This is a genomic window from Microbaculum marinisediminis (assembly GCF_025397915.1).
Classification (GTDB): Bacteria; Pseudomonadota; Alphaproteobacteria; order Rhizobiales; family Tepidamorphaceae; genus Microbaculum; species Microbaculum marinisediminis.
On the sequence record NZ_JALIDZ010000009.1, the window covers coordinates 122,492 to 142,527 of the forward strand.

Here is a 20,036-nt window from a genome sequence, read left to right on the forward strand (position 1 = left end):
CGCCTTGAGCACGCAATGTCGATGTTCGGTGCCCCGTAGCGGCGGGCGCATCCGTGGTCAGAGCGGATCGACCGTCTTCAGGAAATCGAGTACCGCCTGCCGCGCCTGCGCCTGTTTTTCGGCATCGAACCGAAGCATCGAAAGCGGCGACCTCTCCTGCTGGTCGAAGCCGTGGTCCGCATCCGCAAGAACGACGATCTCCACCCCGGCGTTCGATTGCCGCAGCGCCTCCGCCCGGGCAACGCAATCCGGCGTGCTGACAATCGAGTCGTCCTCGGCAAGGACGAACAGCGCCGGCGGGGCGCCCGCCCAGCGGGCCGCCGTCGCGCTGTTCAGCACTCCGCAATAGGGATAGAGCAGCACCAGCGCCGAGACCGATTGCAGGAGTGCTTCGGGCGTGTCGGGCCAGTGCGCGAGTGCTGGCGGCCGTTCGTTACTGGCCGCGTGCGCCACGAACTCCATCGCGGTCCAGCCCCCATGCGAGGCGCCGAAAATGACGATGTCATCGGCGATGTCGCCCCGATCCGAAAGCCCCTTGAGCGCCACGGCCACGTCGCCGCTGCGCTCAGCGCCGGACAGGGCCTGTGCACCACAGACGAGCCGCCACGCCTCCAGCTCGACGAGGCCGCGGGGCGTGTGGCTGTCGACGATCAGCGCGGCGCGACCCGTCTCTACGAACACGCTGGCCCAATAGTCCATGTTGTCGCGCACGCCATCGCAGCCCGACAGCAGGATCGCGGCGGGAAACGGCCCCGGCCCTTCGGGCAGGACCAGCCGCCAGTGTTCGGCCAGACGCGCAGCACGCGCATCAGGCGGCTCGCCGAAGGGCGACCAGCGCGCGTACTGGCGGGTGGTGTTGAGTGCCAGTCCGAGGAGAATGACGCCAGCGGCTATCAGTCCCCAGCGGATCAGTTTCGGCATCCAAGACCCCATTCGACGCCGCACCGCTCCTTGAGCCGGGTGGCGTCGGCCTCGGTCCAGCCTGCAGGCGCGGTCACGCCGACCCAGGCATCGATGTAGTCTTCGGCGCTATAGCTGTGCCCGTATCCCGGCGGGACCGCGAGCGCGAGGATCATGTCGACCACCAGCTGAAACTGCGTGACGACCGGCATGAAACGCATCTCCGGAGAGACGTCCGGAGCCGGTGGTTCGCGCATCCATTGCGGGGCACGCCAGACCGAGTTCGGCTCGTAGAAGACGATCGGATCGGACGCGTATTGCAGGTAGGCGATGCGAAGGCGGCCCCACGGGCCGGCGTCGCGGTCGAGGCCGTCGAACTGGGACATGAAGCGAACGAGCGCGCCGCTGCCGACGAGCGGCAGGACATAGGGCGAATCCGGGTTCCGGGCGCTCGTTGCCTTGTTCCAGAGGGCCGAGGGGAACGGCGGGCCGGTCCACAGCGCGCCCTGGATGGGATCGTTGACGATCTCGAAGATGTCGAAGGAGTACATGGACGACCAGGCCCCGAGGCTGATGCCGTGGGCGTAGAACTCGGGCCTGTCGTCCTCGGGAAGCGTCCTCCAGTAACGGTAGACGGTCTGCATCGTCGCGGTCGCCTGTTCGAGACCGGTCTGGGTCTCGAAGATCAGCGCAAACGGCGATTGCATGTAGGAGTACTGGACCGCGACCGTGGCGATGTCGCCGTCATGCATGTACTCGACCGGATCGTGCCCGCCGGGATCGAGCCAGCCGGTGCCGGTCGGGCTCGCGACGATCAGCACCTTGCGCTCGAACGCGCCAAGACGCTTCAACTCTTCCAGGGCCACCTTCGCGCGCTCCTCGGGGGTCTGGGCCTGCGCCCGCCCGACATAGACGCGGATCGGATCCTTGGCCGGCCGGCCCGTAAAGTCGGAGATGGCCTCCGCATCCGGCCCGCCGAGCACGTAGTCGCGTCCAGGCTGGCCCATCGCGCCCCAGTCGACGAACGATCCGGGGCCACCGGGAATGCGCGGATTGTCAGGCGCCGGCGGCGCCTTCACGAACAGATCCTGCGCCGCCTCGTAGGACTGGTCCATCGCCTCGAACACCCAGCGGATGACTCCGTCGCGGGTCACGAAGAAAACGAGCGCGGTCGCGAGGATCAGGCCCAGCGCATTGGCCGTGCGCATCGGCATGACCCGGTAGAGGCGACGGCGCAGGATGTCGAAGATCCACTGCACGGCCAGACCGATCGCGAAACAGATCAGGAAGACGGCAAGGGCGACGCCCAGCATCGCGAAGATGTGGAACTCTTCGGTCGGCTCCAGGCCGACGTGCGTTCGTATCGAGTCCTGCCAGTCCGCCGCCTTGGTCAGGTTGTTGATCCACAGCCCGACGACAGGCACCGCGACAACGACATGAGCGACGACCGCGGCCCGCCCCGAAAGACGCGGCAGTTCGATCGCGCGCCAGGCGGCGAGGACGAGCTGCCCAATCACATAGCCGATGGCGGTGACAAGCCCCGCAAGCGCCCCCTGCACGATCCACGGGCGCGGGATCAGCGACGGCGTGAGGGAGGCCGAGAAGAAGACCAGTCCCAAAAGAAGCGGCAAAACGGCGAAGCCGAAAAGTCGGGTGTTTTTGTGCGTCATGCGCAACCTTCTACTCCGTCCCGGCACGGCAACGCCAGATGCGCGTCACCACCCTATCACTTTCCCTCGGAAAGTGCCCTGCTCCGTCATTCGCCTGCCCAGCAAACCAGCTCAACCGCTATTTGACGTTGTGAACCGATATGAGGCGTTTGACGTGGCTGTTTTTCCGCCGTCGACTCACGCTCAGGCGCGGAAACGGATCATGGCATCCCTGTTCCGGCTATCGGAGGAGGCGTGGACGGCGTTAGAAATGAAGTCTGGCATCCTCTGGACATTCAGGGGGCGTCAGACCGTGTCCTTGGATTGACGCATCGTTTCCCAGTGGCGTGCCCCCCTCTAGCTGAACCCTCATCGGAAAAATCGTGACGGACGTACGAGACAACGCAAGACCGCGAGCCGCGACAGTGTTCGCATGCGAGAAACGGCCGGCGCGCGCAGCCGGCGGAATGGTGGTGACGAATCATCCCCTCGCCTCCGCTGCCGGAACGGAGATGCTGGCGGCGGGAGGGAATGCCGTCGACGCGGCGATCGCGGCGCTGTTCACGCTGACGGTCGTGGAACCGATGATGGTCGGTATTCTGGGCGGCGGCATCACCCACATTCGCACGACGGACGGGCGCCATATCGTTCTCGACGGCCTGAGCGCCGCCCCGGCCGCCGCAGCGCCCGACCTCTACCGTTCGGTTTCGGATCACCCGCCGCATTCCATGGATACGGTGGGCCGCGAAAACGCGGTCGGACCAAAGGCCGTCGCGACACCCGGGGCGTTGCGCGGCTGGTGCGATGCGCTGGAGCGTTTCGGGACGATGTCCCTTTCGGACGTCATGGAACCGGCCATTCGACATGCCCGCCGCGGATTTTCGGTGACGCCTTATCTGGCCGGATGCATCGAAGAGGCGGCGGCCGATCTTGCCGGCGATCCCGAAATCGCCCGGCTTTTCCTGCCCGATGGACAGGCGCGGCGCGCGGGCACACGCTTCGTCATGGGCGACTATGCCGAAACGCTGGCGAGCATCGCCTCCGGCGGTCCCGAGACTTTGTACAGCGGGGACCTGGGCGGCGTCATCGACCGCCACATGTCCAGCGTCGGCGGCCTTTTGACGCTAGCCGATCTCGCCGCCGTCTCGACGATCGAACGCGCCCCGGTGCGCGGCAGCTATCGCGGCTTCGACATCTACGGGCCCCCGCCCCCCTCGGCCGGTGGCGTCCATGTCATCCAGATGCTGAACATTCTGGAAGGCTACGATCTTGCCGCGCTTGGCTTCGGATCGATCGAGACCATGCACCTTCTCGGCGAGGCCCTGAAGATCGCCTTCGCCGACCGGGCCAGATCGACGGCCGATCCGGCCTTCGTCGACGTGCCGGTCGACCGGCTGATCTCGCAGCGCTACGCCGAGGCGTGCCGGGCGCAGATCAGCAGGACGCATGCCGCCCCCGCGACGCCTGCGACCCCGGCTGCCGAGTCGGACAACACCACGCACGTCACCGTGAGCGACTCGCTCGGCAACGTCGTGTCCAGCACGCAGACCATCAACAGCCTCTTTGGCGCGCGGTTCGTCATTCCCGGCACGGGGATCATACCGAACAACAACATGGCGCTGTTCGTTCCCCACCCCGGACGCGCCCTGTCGATCGCGCCGGGCAAACGCGTGACGACATCGATGGCACCGACGATCGTCCTGCGCGACGGACAGCCCGCCTTCGCGCTCGGATTGCCCGGCGGCCTGCGCATCTTCGGCTGCGTCATGCAGGCCCTGGTCAATCTCATCGACCACCGCATGTCGCTTCAGGAGGCGGTCGAAGCGCCGCGGCTGTGGACGCAGGGCGGCGATCTCGAGGTCGAGGACGGTTATCCGGACAGCACCCACGGCGGCCTGACCGCGATGGGCTGGCACGTCCTGCCGGTTCCGCATGTGGGTGGCGGGATGGCCGCCATCGCCTTCGATGGCGACGGCAACCATACCGGCGCCGCCTGCTGGCGCGCGGACGGTGTCGCCATCGGGATCGGAGGCGGACTGGCGCGGCAGGGAATCCGCTTCTGGCCGGACGCGCCCGGCGTCGGTGACGGCAAAGACGACTGACACGACCGCGGGCGGTCGTGTCGGAACGGCGTACGTCCGCCGGCCTCAGTTGGACGGCGGAACGACTTCGACCGAAGCAATCCTGAGAACGGCGTTCAACAGCACATCGGCCCCGTCGACGCACTGTTCCGGCGTGCTGTATTCCGTCTCGTTGTGGCTAATGCCGGTATCGCTGGGAATGAAGAACAGCGCGGTCGGGCAACAGGTCGTCATGGGAACCGCATCGTGGCCCGCCACCGTCAGGATATCCCGGCACGACAGCCCGATCTCCCGCGCCGTTTCCGATATCAGGCCGGACATTGCCGCGTCGAAGCGGATCGGCCCGAACTCGAAATACGGTTCGAGTGCGATCGAAACGCCGCGCTCCCCCTCGATACGGGCAATCGCGGCCTGCAGGTCCTGCTCCATCTTGGCCAGTTCGGCGGGATCGGAATTGCGCAGATCGCAACTGAGCCGAACCTCCGACGGGATCACACCGCGCACGTTCGGGAACAGCTCGATATGCGGCGCGTTGGAGCGGCCTTCACGCCCCCTCGACCGTCCGATCCGGTCGATTTCCAGCGTCAGGGCCGCGGCGCCGACGAGGGCGTCATGGCGCTGCTCCATCAAGGTCGGCCCGACATGGGCGGCTTCGCCGGTCACGGTCGCCACGAAGTACCGTGCCATGAAGGACCCGGTGACGGCGCCGATCCTCTCACCACCTTCCTTGAGCAGCGGCCCCTGCTCCACGTGGACTTCGAAATAGGTGCCCACCGGCCGGCCACCGATCGGCTCGTTGCCGGCATAGTCGATCCGCTCCAGCGCCTCGGCGATGGTGACGCCCTCGGGATCGGTTCGCGACAGGGCGAAGTCGAGCGCGATGTCGCCGGTGAACACCGAGGATCCGAGCGTCATCGGCGAGAACCGCGCTCCCTCTTCGTTTGTCCAGACGACAATCTCGATCGGCGCCGACGTCGCGATGTCGAGGTCGTTGAGCCGACGGACCACTTCCAGCCCGGCCAGAACCCCGTAAACGCCGTCGAACTTTCCGCCGGTCGGTACCGTATCGAGATGGCTTCCGATCATGACCGGCGCGGCATCGGGATCCGTGCCGTCGCGGCGGGCGAAGATATTGCCGATCCCGTCGACCGTGATCGTGCAGCCCGCGTCACGCGCCCATCGGCAGAACAGATCCCGCGCCGCCTTGTCTTCGTCCGTCAGGGCGAGGCGCCGGCAACCGCCGCCCGGCGTTTCCCCGATGCGCCCCATTTCCATCAGCGACGCCCACAACCGTTCGCCGTCGACCTTGACCGTCTTCATGACAAACCTTCCGTACTACGCTTGGCTTTTCTCGACGCCGCACCAATCGGCGAGAAACAGGGCCATGGTCTTGGTAACGGCGCGGAGCGAATCGAGATCGACGCGCTCGTCGAAGCCGTGCGGCCGTTCGCAGATCGGCCCGTAGACGATGCCCGGCGTGTCGGCGTAGAGGCCGAAGAAACGCGCATCCGTCGCAGCCGACGTGATTTCTTCCTGAAGCGGCGCACCGAAGACGGCGGCATGGCTTTCGGCCAGAACAGCTTCGGCCTCGTCGGCATCCTCCAGCACGTACCCCTCCGCCATGTGGCCGTGATACTCGATGCGTGGCGGATTGTTGGACAGGAACGGGTCGTCCAGCGCCGCTTGGCGCACCCGTGCCTCGATTTCATCGCGGATATCGGACAGCCGGGCACCGGGCAGGACACCGACGCGGACGTTGAGCGTCGCGGTGGCGGCCACGCTCGACGTCCATTCGCCCCCCGTGATCTCGCCAAGGTTCACGCGGATCGGATGCGGATGGTTCCGGTAGAGGGGATGGTCGGCCTTGCGCGCGTTCCATTCGGCTTCCAGGGCCTTGATATGTGGCCATAGCCCCATGGCCTTCTCGATGGCGTTGGTTCCGCTCGACACGAACCCCGAGGCATGTTGCGGATCGCCCTCGACATGGACCTGGAACCAGATCAACCCGACCTCCGCGCGCATCAGCTTCGGCTCCAGCGGCTCTGGAACGAAGGCGCAGTCGGCGCGATATCCGCGCTGCAGACAGGCGAGCGTACCGTTGCCCGTGCACTCTTCCTCGACAACGGACTGGAAGTAGATCGGCGCGGTCGGCGCAAAGCCTGCGGCCCGCACCGCATCGAACGCGAACAGGGTGCCAGCAAGACCGGCCTTCATGTCGCCCGCGCCGCGGCCATAGAGCCACTTGCCGTCTATGCGCGGCTCGAACGGCGGCGTCGTCCAGCGGTCCCAGGGTCCCGTCGGCACGACATCGACATGACCGTTGAAGATCAGGGACCGGCCGCGCCGAACGGCAGGACGGTAGGTGCCGACGACATTGTAGGAGTTCTCATAAGAAATCGAGACCGGGGCAAATCCGGGCAGGTCCTTGATCGCGTCGACATCGAGGCGCCACTGATCGACCGCGAAGCCTCGGGACGCCATGGCGTCGGCCATGAAATCCTGCACCCGTTGTTCCTCGCCGCGAGTCGAGGGAATGCGGACCATGTCCTGGGTGAAGCGGACCTGTTGGTCGAAGCCCCGATCGACGGCGTCGATGATCGCCGCCGCAACGTTCTTGTCGAGCATGTCTCGTCCTTACGAGTTTTCCGGGGAACGGGTGCGAAGCCGCTTGACGATCATGGGGCCGAGGCTGGCAAGCCCCCGCGGCAGGAACATCGTCACGACGATGATGATCGCGCCGTAGACGAGCAGCCGGTAATCCTCCAGATCGCGCAACAGCTCGACCGCAGCGGTGAGGATCAGCGCGCCGATCAGCGGTCCGCTGAGCGTCCCCAGCCCACCGACCAGCACCATCGCGATGATGAGGATCATCAGGTCGACACCGACAGCGGCCGTCGGAGTCAGAATTCCGATGTAATGACCATAGAAGGCACCGGCGACGCCGACCAGGAAAGCGCTGACCCCGAAGACAAGCAGCTTCTGCCAGGTGAGGTTTACGCCAAGGCTCTCCGCGGCATCCTCGGCGTCGCGCATCGCGACGATGGACAGCCCTGTCTTGGAGCGCATAAGCAGCGCGACTACCGCCGTCGACAACGCCAGCAAGATCAGGATCAGATAATAATAGGGCACCTTGTCGGCGGGCGAGAACACGACTTGGCCGATCCCCGGGATCGAGAACCCGGTAAACGGCGGGATCCCCCAGAGCCCGAGTTCGCCGCGGGTGATCGACTGCAGGTTGGAGATGACGATCCGGACGATCTCGGCAAAGCCCAGCGTGACGATGGCCACGTGCGGCATCGACTTGATCCTGAGGATCGGCACGCCGACAAAGATGCCGGCGATCGTTGCCGCGATCGCGGCGATCCAAATGGTCAGCCACGGCGACAGGCCGGCATTGATGCTGATCAGCGCCGACACATACGCCCCGATCCCGAAGAAGGCGTGGTGTCCGAAGGTCTTCAGGCCGGCGAAGCCGGTGACCAGGTTCCAGGCAAGGGCGAAGATCCCGAAAATCATCGACAGGATCAGGACGTGCAGCAGGTAGGTGTTCTGCGTCACGGCGGGGATGAGCGCCGCCACGACGACAGCGGCCGAGACCAGCGCCCATTGCCAGGGTTTCAGCGGCTGGAACATCAAAGTCTCCGGTCGATCGTTGGGGCAGCGGCGCGCACAGGCAGGCTCATTACGGCTTCTGCCCGAACAGGCCCCAGGGCCGTATCCAGACAACGAGGATCATCAGGGTGAATGCGATCACATCGCGCCATTCCGAAGAGGTGAGCTGAACGCCGATCGCTTCGACGACGCCCAGGATGAGGCCGCCAGCGATGGCGCCCGGGAAGCTGCCCAGCCCGCCGAGGATGACGACGACGAACCCCTTGAGCAGGATCGGAAGACCGCTCCAGGGATTGATGGCGTAGATCGGAGCGAGCATCGCCGCGGCGACCGCGCCGAGGGCGGCGGCGAGGCCGAACGTGATCATGTAGATCCGCTGGGCGGGAATGCCGACCACCGCGCTGGCGTCGAGATCCTGAGACGTCGCCCGGATGGCCCAGCCGAGCCGGGTCTTCTTGAGCACGAAGGTCATCGCGCCGATCGTGATCAGGGCAACGACGAAGATCAGCAGGCGCTGGACCGGCAAGCGGATGCCCGCGAACTCGATCACGCCTTCCAGGTAATAGGGCACGCTCTGGAACTGCTCGCCGAACAGCAGCAGCGCCGCGTTCTGCAGGAAGATCGACAGACCCAGGGTCACGGCGATCGTCGAGAAGGCCCAGCCTTCGCGCGACAGCAGATAGAATATGGTCAGCCGCTGGATTATCGCGCCCAGAAGGAAGGTCAACAGGACGGCCACGGGAATGGCGAGGTAGGCGGGGACCCCGTAGGTGACGATCAGGAAGAAAACGAAGTACCCGCCCAGCATGTAGAACTCGCCATGGGCGAGGTTCAGAACCCGCATCGTCCCGTAGATCAGCGCGATGCCGCTGCCGATGAGGGCATACATCGACCCGATGACGATGCCGTTGATGATCTGTTCGAGAAAGATGGAAAAGGTCACCGGCTCTACCCCCTCTAGACGCCGAGATAGACGCGGCTGATCACATCGGAATTGATCATTTCCTCGCCCGTGCCCGAAAGAACCATTCGACCGCCCTCGAGCAGATAGCCGCGGTCCGACAGCCCGAACGACAGCTTGACATTCTGCTCGTTGAAAACGACGGCGATGCCCTCTTCGTTGACCCGGCGAATGATCCCGGCGATCTGCTTCACCACGCGCGGCGCCAGGCCGAGATAGGGCTCATCCATCAGCAGCAGGCGGGGGCGCGACATCAGGCTTCTGGCGATCGCCACCATCTGCTGCTCACCGCCACTCATCTTGCCGGCGATCTGGTCGCGCCGTTCCGCCAGAATGGGGAACAGGCTCTCCACCCATTCCAGCCGGCTCCGGGTGTCCTTGTTGACGCTGCGATGGTAGGCGCCGAGCAGGAGGTTCTCGCGCACCGTCATCTGACCGAACAGGCGACGGCGTTCGAGCACCATCGAGATGCCCATGGCGACCATCTCGTGGGTCGGAACCCGGGTCAGGTCCTGCCCCTCGAAGAGGATCTTTCCCGACCGGACCGGCGCCAGCCCCATGATCGCCTTGAGTACCGTGCTCTTGCCGGACCCGTTGGGCCCGAGAACGGCGACGATCTCCTTCTGCCCGACGCTCATCGAGACGTCCCACAGCACCTGGTAGTCGCCATAGAGGACGTTCAGGTCCTCGACCTGCAGCATCGGAGGCTCAGCCATCCTCGCCTCCCTCTCCGAGATACAGCTCGACAACTTCGGGGTGCTTGGCGATTTCCTCAGGCGTGCCCTCGGCCATCCGAACGCCGCGGTTCATGAAGATGGCGCGATCGGCGAGCTCGTTGATCACCCCCATGTTGTGTTCGATGACAACAAGGGTGAGCCCGTCCTCGCGCAATTGCTTCACCAGGTTCACGATCCCGGGGAGGCTCTTCTGGTCGACGCCGCCCGTCACTTCGTCGAGCAGCAGGAGCTTCGGCCGCGTCGCCATCGCGCGGGCCATCTCCAGCCGCTTGCGCTGGCCGGTGCTGAGCCCCTTGGCCGGCACTTGCGCGCGGTCGCCAAGCCCCACCATTTCGACGAAGCGGCGCGCGTCGGTGCGCGCATCCGCCATTCGGCGATGAAAGGCGAGCGCGCCGACCATCACATTCTCCTCGACGGTCAGTTCGTGAAACGGCTGCGTGATCTGGAACGTTCTCGCCACGCCCGCGCGGCACCGGCCGTCGGGCCGCAGCGTGGTGATGTCCTGTCCGTTAAAGCGGATCTTGCCTTTGGTGGGGGTGTGTACGCCGGCTATCACATGGAAAGTCGTCGTCTTGCCGGCGCCGTTCGGCCCCATCAGCGCCAGGATCTCCCCCTCTCGAACCGAGAAGGACAGGCTTTCGACGGCGACGATTCCACCGAAAGCCATCGTTATGTCGTCGACCTCCAACAAGGCCGGGGGCGTCGAAATCGGCATAGGGTCGTGGTTTCCGCGCGTCGGACGAAAGGCTGAACGGCGAAGCGAGGCACCAGGGGCCGGGCCGGCCCCTGGTGCCTGCATCATCGCGTTCAGTTGGCGGGCTTGAATTCGGCCGTGGCCGCGCTCTTCGGCCAGATCGCGAAGCTGACGCCATCCTGGATCTGGGCCATCGGAACCGGCAGGTAGTCGGCCCCGACCTTCGGCGTATGAATGTCGGTGTCGTAGACATAGCGCGCTATGACACAGGGGAAGTCGGTCTCGGCAAAGGCCTCCGACAGCTTGTCGGGCTGCACGGTTCCCGCCTTCTTGATGTTGTCCAGCAGCATCGACATCTGGCAGAAGCCCTGGGCATGGTCGCCGTTGCCGTCCACGCCGGTCAGTTCCTTGAACGTGTCGGCGAATTCCTTGTGCTTCGGGTTGTTGGCCGGATCAAAGAACAACGGCGTCCAGAGAAGACCGTTGGCGGCCTCGCCGGCACCGGGCAGGAACTCCGGACGGATCGGGTAGTAGACGGCCAGATGCAACACATCGAGATCCTGCTCATCGATCTGTTTGACCAGCGCGATGCCCGAGTTCACGGACGTGAAGATCGAAACCAGCACGTCGGGCGCGTCGCCGCGCAGCTTGGAGAGCTGCGGATAGAAATCGGCATAGCCCAGCGGAACCGTTTCGTCTGACGTCGTGGTCCAACCTGCTTCCTCAAACAGGGGACGGGTGAATTCCACGTTGGACTTTCCGTAATCGGTATCCTCGACGATGAAGGCCACCTTCTTGCCTTCGGCCGCGAATTTTCCGTCCTCGATCAGGGAATTGACGGTCTCGAACAACGTCCTGGCGTAGGCGTCGCTGTTGAAGCTGCCCTTCCAGAAATTGCCGAAACGCTCGGGATCGCCCTGGATCTTCTTCGCGATCTCGATGGATACCGGCTGACCGCTCATCATGAACTTGCCGAAGCTGGGAGCGACCTCCATCAGCGCCAGCGTCACCGAGCTGGCGATGGAGTCTCCGACCAGAACGTCGACATTGTCCCTGGTCAGCAGTTTCTGCGCCGCACTGACACCGACCTCCGGGCGCGATGCGCTGTCCTCGAAGATCAGTTTGATCTGATGGGTCTCTCCGTCGATCTCGAGGCCGCCATCCTTGTTGACTTGTTCGGCGACCGCCTCGTAGGCCTGCCGCATCGAGATGCCCGAATTGGCAGCGGGACCGCTCAGCGGGCCGATGACGCCGATGGTCAGATCCGCAGCGATTGACGGCGCGGCGATGCCGGACGACGCGGCACCGACGAGCAGCGTGGCGACTACGTGGCGAAGGCCCGGGTATTTGCGTTTCATACAGTCTCCCCTCTCTGATTGCTTGATGTTTGGATCAAGAACAAAACGACTTCGTTTTTGTGCCTTCCCGACTCGGCCCGACCTCAACCCGACGGGACGGGCTCGGTGCCGCACCATTCGGCGATGAACAGGGCCATCGACGTGGTGATGCGCTTGAGCGATTCGAGGCTGACGCACTCGTCGAAGCCATGAATTCCCCGTGAAACCGGCCCGTAGCAGAGCGCCGGAATCTCGTCGTAGAGCGCGTAGACGCGCGTATCGAGATAGGCCGGCGTCACAAAGGTCTCGAGCGGCGCTGCGAAAACCGCGTCATGCGCACCGGCAAGCACCGCCTCGGCTTCCGAACCCGGCTCCAGCACATAGCCTTCCGTGTGGAAGCCGTTGAACGTGACTTTGGGCGGCATGTTCGACAGGAACGGGTCGTGCTTGGAGAAGCGCTCGATCGCCTCGCGAATTTCCCGGGCGGCGCTCGTCGCGCTGACACCGGGATAGATGGCGATACGGCAGTCGATCCGGCACCAGCACGGCACCGAGGACGCCCAGTCGCCCCCCTCGATCTTGCCCACATTGAGATTGATCGGATGCGGGTCGTCCTTGAACAGCGCGTGGTCGACCTTGCGCGCGTTCCAGTCCTCTTCGAGACGGCGCAGTTCGGCGACCACGCGGTATGCAGCGTCGATCGCGTTCGCGCCGGTCCCCATCTCGCGAACATGGACCGGGTAGCCTTGCACCTCGACCTGAAACCACAGGACGCCCGCATTGGCGCGGACCAGCTTCTCGTCCTCGGGTTCCGGGATCAGGACGGCGTCGGCCTTGTAGCCGCGAAGATGCGCCATCAAGGCGCCGTTGCCCGTCGACTCCTCCTCGACCACCGACTGGATATAGACGGTCGCGGCGGGCTGCAGGCCGATGCGCCGCAACGCATCCAACGCGAAGACATTCGCCGACGCGCCGGCCTTCATGTCGGCCGCCCCGCGGCCATACATCCAGTCGCCTTCGATAACGCCCGCGTATGGATCGTGGCTCCACATGGTGCGAGGCCCGGTCGGCACGACATCGACGTGCGCCTGCAGGATCAGCGACCGGCCCGTCTCCTCGGCCGGATGATGGATGCCGACGACGATGGGCGCGGTCGAGTGCTCGTCCGACCAGGGCGATCCGCCGGGGTGGCGCTCGATGGCGTCCCGATCCATGGCGAACCGGTCCATCGCATAGCCACGCTGGGAGAGCCCCCGGAATATGAAGTCCTGTACGGCGTGCTCGGCGCCACGCACGGACTGAAACGCGACGAGCTCGCGAAGGAAGGCAACCTGATCGGCGAACCCCTGTTCGACCGAAGCGATGATCGCGTTACGTACGTCCGAGGCAAGCACCATCTGGAGTCCTCTAAGTGGTCCGCCGTCAAAGCAACACGGGCTCATCGGAAGCGTTCCGATCAGGCTCGCAGTATGACAAGCGTGTTTTAATCGTGTCAAGCAGTGGCACGATGTGTCACACTGTGATACATAGACTCATGAAAGCGGATGGGACATGCCGACCAACGAACGCTCGAAGAACGGGTCTACCGACAAACCAGGGGTGCCGATCGTCCGCTCGGTCGAACGTGCCGTCGCCTTGCTACGCGTGTTTTCGGCGGACGAGATGCACCTGTCGCTCACCGAACTTTCGCGCCGAACGGGCCTGGACAAGAGCACCACAAGGCGGCTGTTGCATACGCTTTCGACGCTGGATCTCATCGAGGCCGACGAACGCCGTCAGACCTACGCGCTCGGCACCGGTGTCCTGACGCTGATGCCGGCCGTTTCCTACGGGGAAAACCTGCGCGACGTCGCGGCGCAGGCGCTGGCACGCCTGACGGAAAAGACCTCCGCTACGTCGTTTCTCTGGGGGTACTATCGTGGCATGGCCCTCTGCCTGGAACGGGTGAAGACCCTCGACAAGGAAATCGACGTTCGATCGGCCGTCATCGGAACGCAGATCTCGATGAACTGCGCCGGCGGGCCGCGGGTCGTGCTCGCCAACCTGTCCGAGGCGCAACGCGCCGCCGCCGTTAGCGGACCGCTGCCGAAGTACACGCCATTCACGGAAATCGATCCGGCGGCGCTTGAAGCCGCGGCCACCGAAATCCGTGCCCGCGGCTGGGAGCTGGCCGTCGACGACTACATCGTCGGCCTCTCGGGCCTCGGCGCCCCGGTATTCGATCGGGGCGGCAATTTCATAGCGAGCGTCAGTATCACGACCCTGACCCCTCGGCTCGCCCCCAGAAAGAACGGGCAGCCCGAGCAACTGCCGGCCCTGCTGGAGGCGGCAGCGGAAATCGGCGCGCAAATACAGCCCTGACCGCGTATCGATCAGACTGGACGCCTCTCGAATCGGCGGCTGGCCATTTGTGAAGGTCGGGCCTTCCGTCCACCTCGGGCGGATCGTGACAGTCTAAGTTCCAACCAACAGGTTTGCGTCAAACGTCATCGGCGCGACAGCGCCCGCTTGCGGCAGGTCTGTCGCGGAGTCAGCGGATCAGGCCGAAACGGGCACGCCCGAAAACGCACGGGCATCCTCGAACGCGGCGGCGACGCGGAACAGCAGCGACTCGTCATATGGCCGGCCGATGAACTGCACCGCCACCGGCATGCCCCGCGCGTCCCTCCCCGCCGGCACCGCGAGCGCGGGAAAGCCGAGGTAGTTGATGGTGCGCGTCTTGCGGTTCAGCCGCGAAATGGTGCGGAGTGAATCGGGGCCGCCGGCCACATCGACCTCGGCGATCGTCGGGACGCCGATGTCGAGGACCGGGGCCACAACCACATCGCAGAGCCCGAAGACATGCTCGGCAATGCGCCGGACCCGATGGCCGCGGTCGGACAGGACCCGGAGATAGTCGGGAGCGGAGTGGCCGAAACCGGCTTCGATGCGCTCGCGCACGGGGACGCCATAATCCTCCGGCCTCGTGGCAAGCCATTCGGCATGTAGGGCAGCGGCTTCGCAGGTGATGATTATCGACGCCGCATCGGCGATGGGCTCATGCTCGGGGATATTGACCTCGACGCATTCAGCGCCGAGATGCGACAGGGTATCGAGCGCGGAGCCAGTGATCTCGGCGACATCGTCGTCCAATCCGTCGAAGTAGTAGTCGACCGGTCGGCCGATCCGCAGTCCGGAGAGGCTGCCGGGTATCGCGCTCGGAGCGCATGGCCGGTGCGGCACCGCGGTGCACCCGGGGTCCCTGTTGTCGGGGCCGGCGATGGCGTCGAACAGCCACGCACAATCCGCCACGCGGCGAGCAAGGACGCCGACAGTGTCGAGCGAGGCTGACAGGGGCATCGCCCCGTACAGGCTCAGACGGCCGTTGGTCGGCTTGAGACCAACTACGCCGCATATGGCCGCCGGCAGGCGGATGGACCCGGCGGTATCGGAGCCCAGGGCGCCAAAGACCATGCCCGCGGCCACCGCGGCGCCCGGACCGCTGGACGAGCCGCCCGAGATGCGATCGGGATCATGCGGGTTGCGGCAATGGCCGAAATGGGCGTTCTGGCCGGCCGGCCCCAAGGCGAATTCGCTCATGTGCAGGGTCCCGAGATCAAGCGCACCTGCCGCATCCAACCGCTCCAGCACCGTTGCCGTCACTGTCGGCCGATGGCCGGTCAGGATCCGCGATCCGCACGTGGAGACCTCGCCGGCACGGAAGAACATGTCCTTGTGGGCAAGCGGGATCCCTGAGAGGCGGCTCGGGTTTCGCTTCCGTCGCCGCTCCGCGTTCGACCGGGCGGCAGCAGTCAGCGCCTGCTCGCGACGGACATCGATAAAGGCGTTGAGCGTGGACTGGCGGGCCGTGACGCGGTCCAGGCACGAGACCACGAGATCGCCCGCCGTGATTTCGCCGCGGGCAAGCGCACCCGCAGCCTCCACCAGGCTTAGGTCGCATGTGGCGGTCATGCCCCCTCCCCGGCTCCAGCAAAGCATTCGAGGACGACCAGGAACGGGCGCTCGGGCGCCCCGTCACTGGGCCGGCGGGCGAACCTCGTGTCCTGCGCCTCAGTTGCCGGGGTTTCGCCGCCCGATCCAATGATCGGTTCGTCTTCCGTGTGGTGCATCGCGATGCGTCCGTTTCCTACGAGCTATCCGCCGAAGGGCGATCCCGAGACCAGCAACTCGGGAAGCCACGTCGACAGGGCGGGGAACACGATAATAGCGACCGTCACCAGCAGGTCCGAAACGAAGAAAATCATCGCTCCGCGCAGTACAGTCTGAATCGGGATCTTTGCGATGCCACTGACGGCGAACAGGTTGAATCCGACCGGCGGCGTGATGACGCTGAGCTCCACGCCCATGGTCACGACGATTCCGAGGTGGACCGGGTCAACGCCGACGGACGTGGCGATGGGAAACACCACGGGGACCGTCAGGAGGATCATGGCGATGCCGTCGAGAAACATGCCGAGCAGCAGCAGAACACACAGGTAGCCGAACAGGAATGGCAGGGCGCCCAGCTCCAGGGCCACGACCGCCTCGGCGATCTTCTGGGGCCAGGCATGGTTGGCGGCTACGAACTGGAAAACGCCGACGCTGCCCATGAGGAAGAATACGACAGCCGTCAGATTGACCGCCCGCGCGGTGACGGGAAGCAGTTCGCGCAGGAATTCCCGCGGGCGCGTCGCGAGGCCGTAGACCATCGCGTAACCGCACGCGACCGCCGCGGACTCGGTAGGCGTAAAAAGCCCCCCATATAGCCCCCCCAGTACAAGGACCGGCATGCCGAGGCCGGGCAATGCTGCCACGGTGCTCTCGCGCAGGCGTTGGCCAGAGAAGCGCCCCGAAGTCAGGCTCGGAGTCCGCCATGCCACGACGACGATGAGCGTCGCCATCCCCACCGCAAGCAACAGTCCCGGAATGATCCCGGCGAAAAAGAGCCGGACGATGGAGGTCTCGGTCGCGATACCGTAGATGATCAGCGACAGACTGGGCGGTATCAGCAACCCGATGCCGCCACCGGAGGAAACGATTCCGGCGGAAAGCCAGTCGGGGTAGTTGCGCGCCCGCATCTCCGGTACGGCGATCAGGCTCATGGCCGATGCGACAGCGACGCTGGAGCCGGAGATCGCCGAGAACATGACGCAGGTGGCAACCGTAGCCAGGCCGAAGCCGCCGACGATCCGGCTGACCAGCGCTTCGGCGAAGCCGAATAGCTGTCGAACCATGCCCGTCCGTTCCATAAGGAAGCCGGCATAGATGAACAGCGGCACGGTCATCAGGCTGAAGCTTCCGAGAAAAGAGAAGAAGCTCTGCGCGACGGTGCGAGCGTCCAGCATCGGGTCCGTGAGAATGAACAGGATACTGGTCACCCCGAGCGCGACCCCGATGGTCACGCTGGACCCGATTAGGCTGACGGCAATGAGGAAGAAGGAGGCTATGGTAGGAACTCCGACTGAACTGGAAGCCTGCGGCCACGCACAGAACTAAAGAATCGATCCGTTCCTGTCCGTGCCCTCGACGTACGGCGACCCGAGATTTACGCCGCGCATGGACTGGATCTGGGCGTAGAGCTGGAAGAAGAAGCTGACAGCCATAAAGCCCATCCCCACCAGGAACACGATGAAGAACGGCCAGAGGGGAATGATCTGGCTCTGCGTCATCCGTCCGGTCTCGATCATGCGCAGGGCAACCGGAATGCCGTGCCACGCCACGAAGGCGCAAAACAGCAATCCGACGGCTGCGACGGCGGCCTCGACCACCTCCGCCGCGGCCCGTCCCGTCCGGCCACCCTTGGCGCGGAGCAGGCTGGGCAGGAGCGTCACCCGCAAGTGCAATCCGCGGCTCTGGGTGATGCCAAAGAACAGGAAGATCGCCGCGAGGATGCCGTAGGTGACGGCGTCCTGCCGCCAGGGGAAAGACACGCCGAACCCGTAGCGGCGCACCACCTCGACGATGGCGAGAAGCGTGGGTCCCAGCAGGAGGATTGCGGCCGCATATTGCAGGAACCGCTCCTCGAATGCTCGCCAGGCTAGATACGCTCTTCGCACCGATGCCTCCCGAGGTTAAGTCCGCCTGCCGGGCCGGACGCCGTCTCAGCCTATCCCTTCAGCATGTCCCTGTATTGCGCACAATCCAGCTTTTCGAGCGGGTCGGTGCCAGGGCCAAGCCGCTTCGACGCTTCCCGACCCTCCTCGAGATATCGGTCGATCCACGTATCGGCTTCGTCCGGCAAGTCCTTCTTGAGGAACTCGGCAACATTGGTGCCGATGGCTTCCTGCAACGGCCGGGCTTCGTCGGCACCGGCGGCGTAGATGCCCGGGTCGGACAGGCTCTTGGCGGCAAACGCTTCGATAGAGAAGCGATCGTTGCACCAGCTCAACTCGTCGTGGAACTGCATGGCCTCCGCGACGAATTCGGCGAGCTTGTTCCGAGTCGGCTCGTTGAGCCCGGCCCACCAGTCCCCGCTGGCGCCGACCCAATAGGAGTCGAACGTGATCGTTCCGATACCCGCGATCGTGAAGTACGGGGTCTGCTCGGAGATGGACCGCCAGGCGCCGATCGATGTGACGACACCGTCGAGCACGCCCGATTCCAGAGCGCTCGGCACGTCTCCGAAGCCCATGACGACAGGGTTCGCGCCCCAGGACTCGACGGCCGGATTGATGGCCGGGGCGAAGGTCCGGATCTTACTGCCTTGCATCGAGTCGAGCGCGAGAAGGCGGTTCTTGCCCGCGATCCCGAGGGAGAAGCTCAGGTCCGAAAACCCGAACGGCTCGATGTTGTGGCGCTCGCGAAGCCGTTCAAGCAGCATCTTCCCGGTCTCGAGATTTTCGAGCTCGTGGACGGCGGCCACGGTCGTCAGCACCCCGGGCTGGACAACCATGCCCAGCCAGGAATCGACGCTCGCCGTCTTTCCGGCCAGCAACCAGCCCATCTCCAGGTTGCCTTCGCTCAGCGCGGCCATGGCGTCGGCATCCTTGTACAGCGAGCCCGCATAGAAGTTCCGGACCTCGCTTCCTTCCGGAAAGGCCTCTTCGACCAGTTCCTTGAACCGCTCCATGGCAAGTGCGGTCGGAAACGGCGGCCCGGGAATGTCTGCGGAGACGCGGATGGTGACGCGCTGCAGGTCTTCGGCTTGCGATACCGGAGCGGCCAGAAGGACGGCGCAACATGCGGAAACGCATGCGATGGCGCGGCTTAGAGAATTCCTCATCGTCGTTTTCCTCCGTGTTCTGTTGGGCCGTGTTCTGTAGGGCGCGGCTCATGCTCGATGCGGAAACACGTTGACACGGCGCAGCCATATTTGTACGGATATCCGTATAAGTCAATACGCCGCATGTACACGATGATCCAGTTCAAAGCAGCGAACTCGGCTGCAGCCTCCCGCCGGTCTCCGGTCGCACCATGTGCGCCGCGGCTGCTCGCAAGACGAATTCGCGGGATCGCACCCGCGGTCTTTCGCGGAAACGCCCTGCGGGTGGCGACGGTGCGGTGGATCACATCAGTTTTCCCGCGCGCCCAATCAGGGAGAGTCGTCGATGACACAGGGCCACAAACAGGTCGGACCGAACCGCTATCGTGAGGATATCGGTCGCCACTTCGAGGACTTCCGCGTTGGCGATGTCTATGAACACCGCCCCGGCCGGACACTCTCGGAGACGGACAACACGTGGTTCACGCTGCTGACGATGAACACGCATCCGCTGCACTTCGATGCCGAGTACGCGATCCGGAGCGAGTTCGGCCAGATGCTGGTCAACAGCACGCTGACCCTGGCGGTCGTCGTCGGCATGAGCGTCAGCGACACAAGTCAGAAGGCGATCGCCAACCTGGGTTGGAGGGAGATCAGACTGATAGCGCCGGTATTCACCGGCGACACGCTCTACGCCGAGAGCGAGGTGCTGGAGGCCCGGGAATCGAACTCGCGTCCGAACGCCGGGGTCGTCACAGTGGAGACCAGGGGACTCAAGGCGGATGGGACGCAGGTCATTTCGATGGTTCGCACGTTCCTCGTTCCCAAGCGTGGCCACGCGGTCGACGACGCAGCTGAAGGCTGAACCGCCATACGTTCGGCATA

17 protein-coding genes are annotated in these 20,036 nt (G+C 64.9%); 3 read left to right on the plus strand and 14 right to left on the minus strand.

From position 1 onward, the window contains the following. Positions 1–57: 57 nt before the first annotated feature. Positions 58–921, minus strand: coding sequence for a dienelactone hydrolase family protein (locus tag MUB46_RS18835; RefSeq protein ID WP_261617504.1), 864 nt, complete (start codon positions 919–921; stop codon positions 58–60). Continuing rightward, positions 909–2,570 (minus strand): alpha/beta hydrolase, encoded by a 1,662-nt coding sequence (locus MUB46_RS18840; protein WP_261617505.1) that lies wholly within the window; start codon positions 2,568–2,570, stop codon positions 909–911. Before MUB46_RS18840 ends, MUB46_RS18835 begins: the two co-directional genes overlap by 13 nt. A 446-nt stretch (positions 2,571–3,016) precedes the next feature. On the opposite strand from MUB46_RS18840, the gene ggt reads away from it, so the two are divergent. Next, complete coding sequence (ggt, locus tag MUB46_RS18845; protein ID WP_261617506.1) at positions 3,017–4,651, plus strand: gamma-glutamyltransferase; 1,635 nt, start codon at positions 3,017–3,019, stop codon at positions 4,649–4,651. Positions 4,652–4,696: 45 nt separating this feature from the next. On the opposite strand, the gene MUB46_RS18850 is transcribed toward ggt, so the two are convergent. The 8 genes from MUB46_RS18850 to MUB46_RS18885 form a co-directional block, all read right to left on the minus strand. Continuing rightward, positions 4,697–5,950 carry a Zn-dependent hydrolase gene (locus MUB46_RS18850; RefSeq protein ID WP_261617507.1) on the minus strand — a complete coding sequence of 418 codons (1,254 nt, stop codon included), beginning with the start codon at positions 5,948–5,950 and terminating at the stop codon, positions 4,697–4,699. Between the two features lie 15 nt (positions 5,951–5,965). Then, a complete protein-coding gene (locus MUB46_RS18855; RefSeq protein WP_261617508.1) occupies positions 5,966–7,255 on the minus strand; it encodes an ArgE/DapE family deacylase in 1,290 nt (429 codons plus the stop codon). Between the two features lie 9 nt (positions 7,256–7,264). Continuing rightward, complete coding sequence (locus MUB46_RS18860) at positions 7,265–8,263, minus strand: branched-chain amino acid ABC transporter permease (RefSeq protein WP_261617509.1); 999 nt, start codon at positions 8,261–8,263, stop codon at positions 7,265–7,267. A gap of 49 nt (positions 8,264–8,312) precedes the next feature. Beyond that, complete coding sequence (locus MUB46_RS18865) at positions 8,313–9,185, minus strand: branched-chain amino acid ABC transporter permease (RefSeq protein ID WP_261617510.1); 873 nt, start codon at positions 9,183–9,185, stop codon at positions 8,313–8,315. 14 nt (positions 9,186–9,199) lie between these two features. Further along, positions 9,200–9,919 carry an ABC transporter ATP-binding protein gene (locus MUB46_RS18870; protein ID WP_261617511.1) on the minus strand — a complete coding sequence of 240 codons (720 nt, stop codon included), beginning with the start codon at positions 9,917–9,919 and terminating at the stop codon, positions 9,200–9,202. Then, positions 9,912–10,655 (minus strand): ABC transporter ATP-binding protein, encoded by a 744-nt coding sequence (locus MUB46_RS18875; protein WP_261617512.1) that lies wholly within the window; start codon positions 10,653–10,655, stop codon positions 9,912–9,914. The genes MUB46_RS18870 and MUB46_RS18875 overlap by 8 nt, the downstream gene beginning before the upstream one ends. Positions 10,656–10,747: 92 nt before the next feature. Further along, positions 10,748–11,992, minus strand: a complete 1,245-nt coding sequence (locus MUB46_RS18880) for an ABC transporter substrate-binding protein (protein ID WP_261617513.1) — start codon at positions 11,990–11,992, stop codon at positions 10,748–10,750. Between the two features lie 83 nt (positions 11,993–12,075). Continuing rightward, the gene (locus tag MUB46_RS18885) at positions 12,076–13,368 is read right to left on the minus strand and encodes an ArgE/DapE family deacylase (RefSeq protein WP_261617514.1); all 1,293 of its coding nucleotides are present in this window, start codon (positions 13,366–13,368) and stop codon (positions 12,076–12,078) included. A gap of 154 nt (positions 13,369–13,522) precedes the next feature. Between MUB46_RS18885 and MUB46_RS18890 the strand changes: the two genes are divergently transcribed. Next, positions 13,523–14,332 (plus strand): IclR family transcriptional regulator, encoded by an 810-nt coding sequence (locus MUB46_RS18890; RefSeq protein WP_261617515.1) that lies wholly within the window; start codon positions 13,523–13,525, stop codon positions 14,330–14,332. A 177-nt stretch (positions 14,333–14,509) separates the two neighbouring features. Here MUB46_RS18890 and MUB46_RS18895 read toward each other — a convergent pair whose 3' ends face one another. The 4 genes from MUB46_RS18895 to MUB46_RS18910 form a co-directional block, all read right to left on the minus strand. Beyond that, on the minus strand, positions 14,510–15,922 hold the full coding sequence (locus MUB46_RS18895; RefSeq protein WP_261617516.1) for an amidase: 1,413 nt from the start codon (positions 15,920–15,922) through the stop codon (positions 14,510–14,512). 182 nt (positions 15,923–16,104) lie between these two features. Further along, positions 16,105–17,397, minus strand: a complete 1,293-nt coding sequence (locus MUB46_RS18900) for a TRAP transporter large permease (RefSeq protein WP_315902762.1) — start codon at positions 17,395–17,397, stop codon at positions 16,105–16,107. A gap of 45 nt (positions 17,398–17,442) precedes the next feature. Next, positions 17,443–18,006, minus strand: a complete 564-nt coding sequence (locus MUB46_RS18905; protein WP_261617517.1) for a TRAP transporter small permease — start codon at positions 18,004–18,006, stop codon at positions 17,443–17,445. Between the two features lie 50 nt (positions 18,007–18,056). Next, complete coding sequence (locus MUB46_RS18910; protein WP_261617518.1) at positions 18,057–19,172, minus strand: TRAP transporter substrate-binding protein; 1,116 nt, start codon at positions 19,170–19,172, stop codon at positions 18,057–18,059. A gap of 325 nt (positions 19,173–19,497) precedes the next feature. Between MUB46_RS18910 and MUB46_RS18915 the strand changes: the two genes are divergently transcribed. After that, complete coding sequence (locus MUB46_RS18915) at positions 19,498–20,016, plus strand: MaoC family dehydratase (protein ID WP_261617519.1); 519 nt, start codon at positions 19,498–19,500, stop codon at positions 20,014–20,016. Positions 20,017–20,036: the final 20 nt, after the last annotated feature.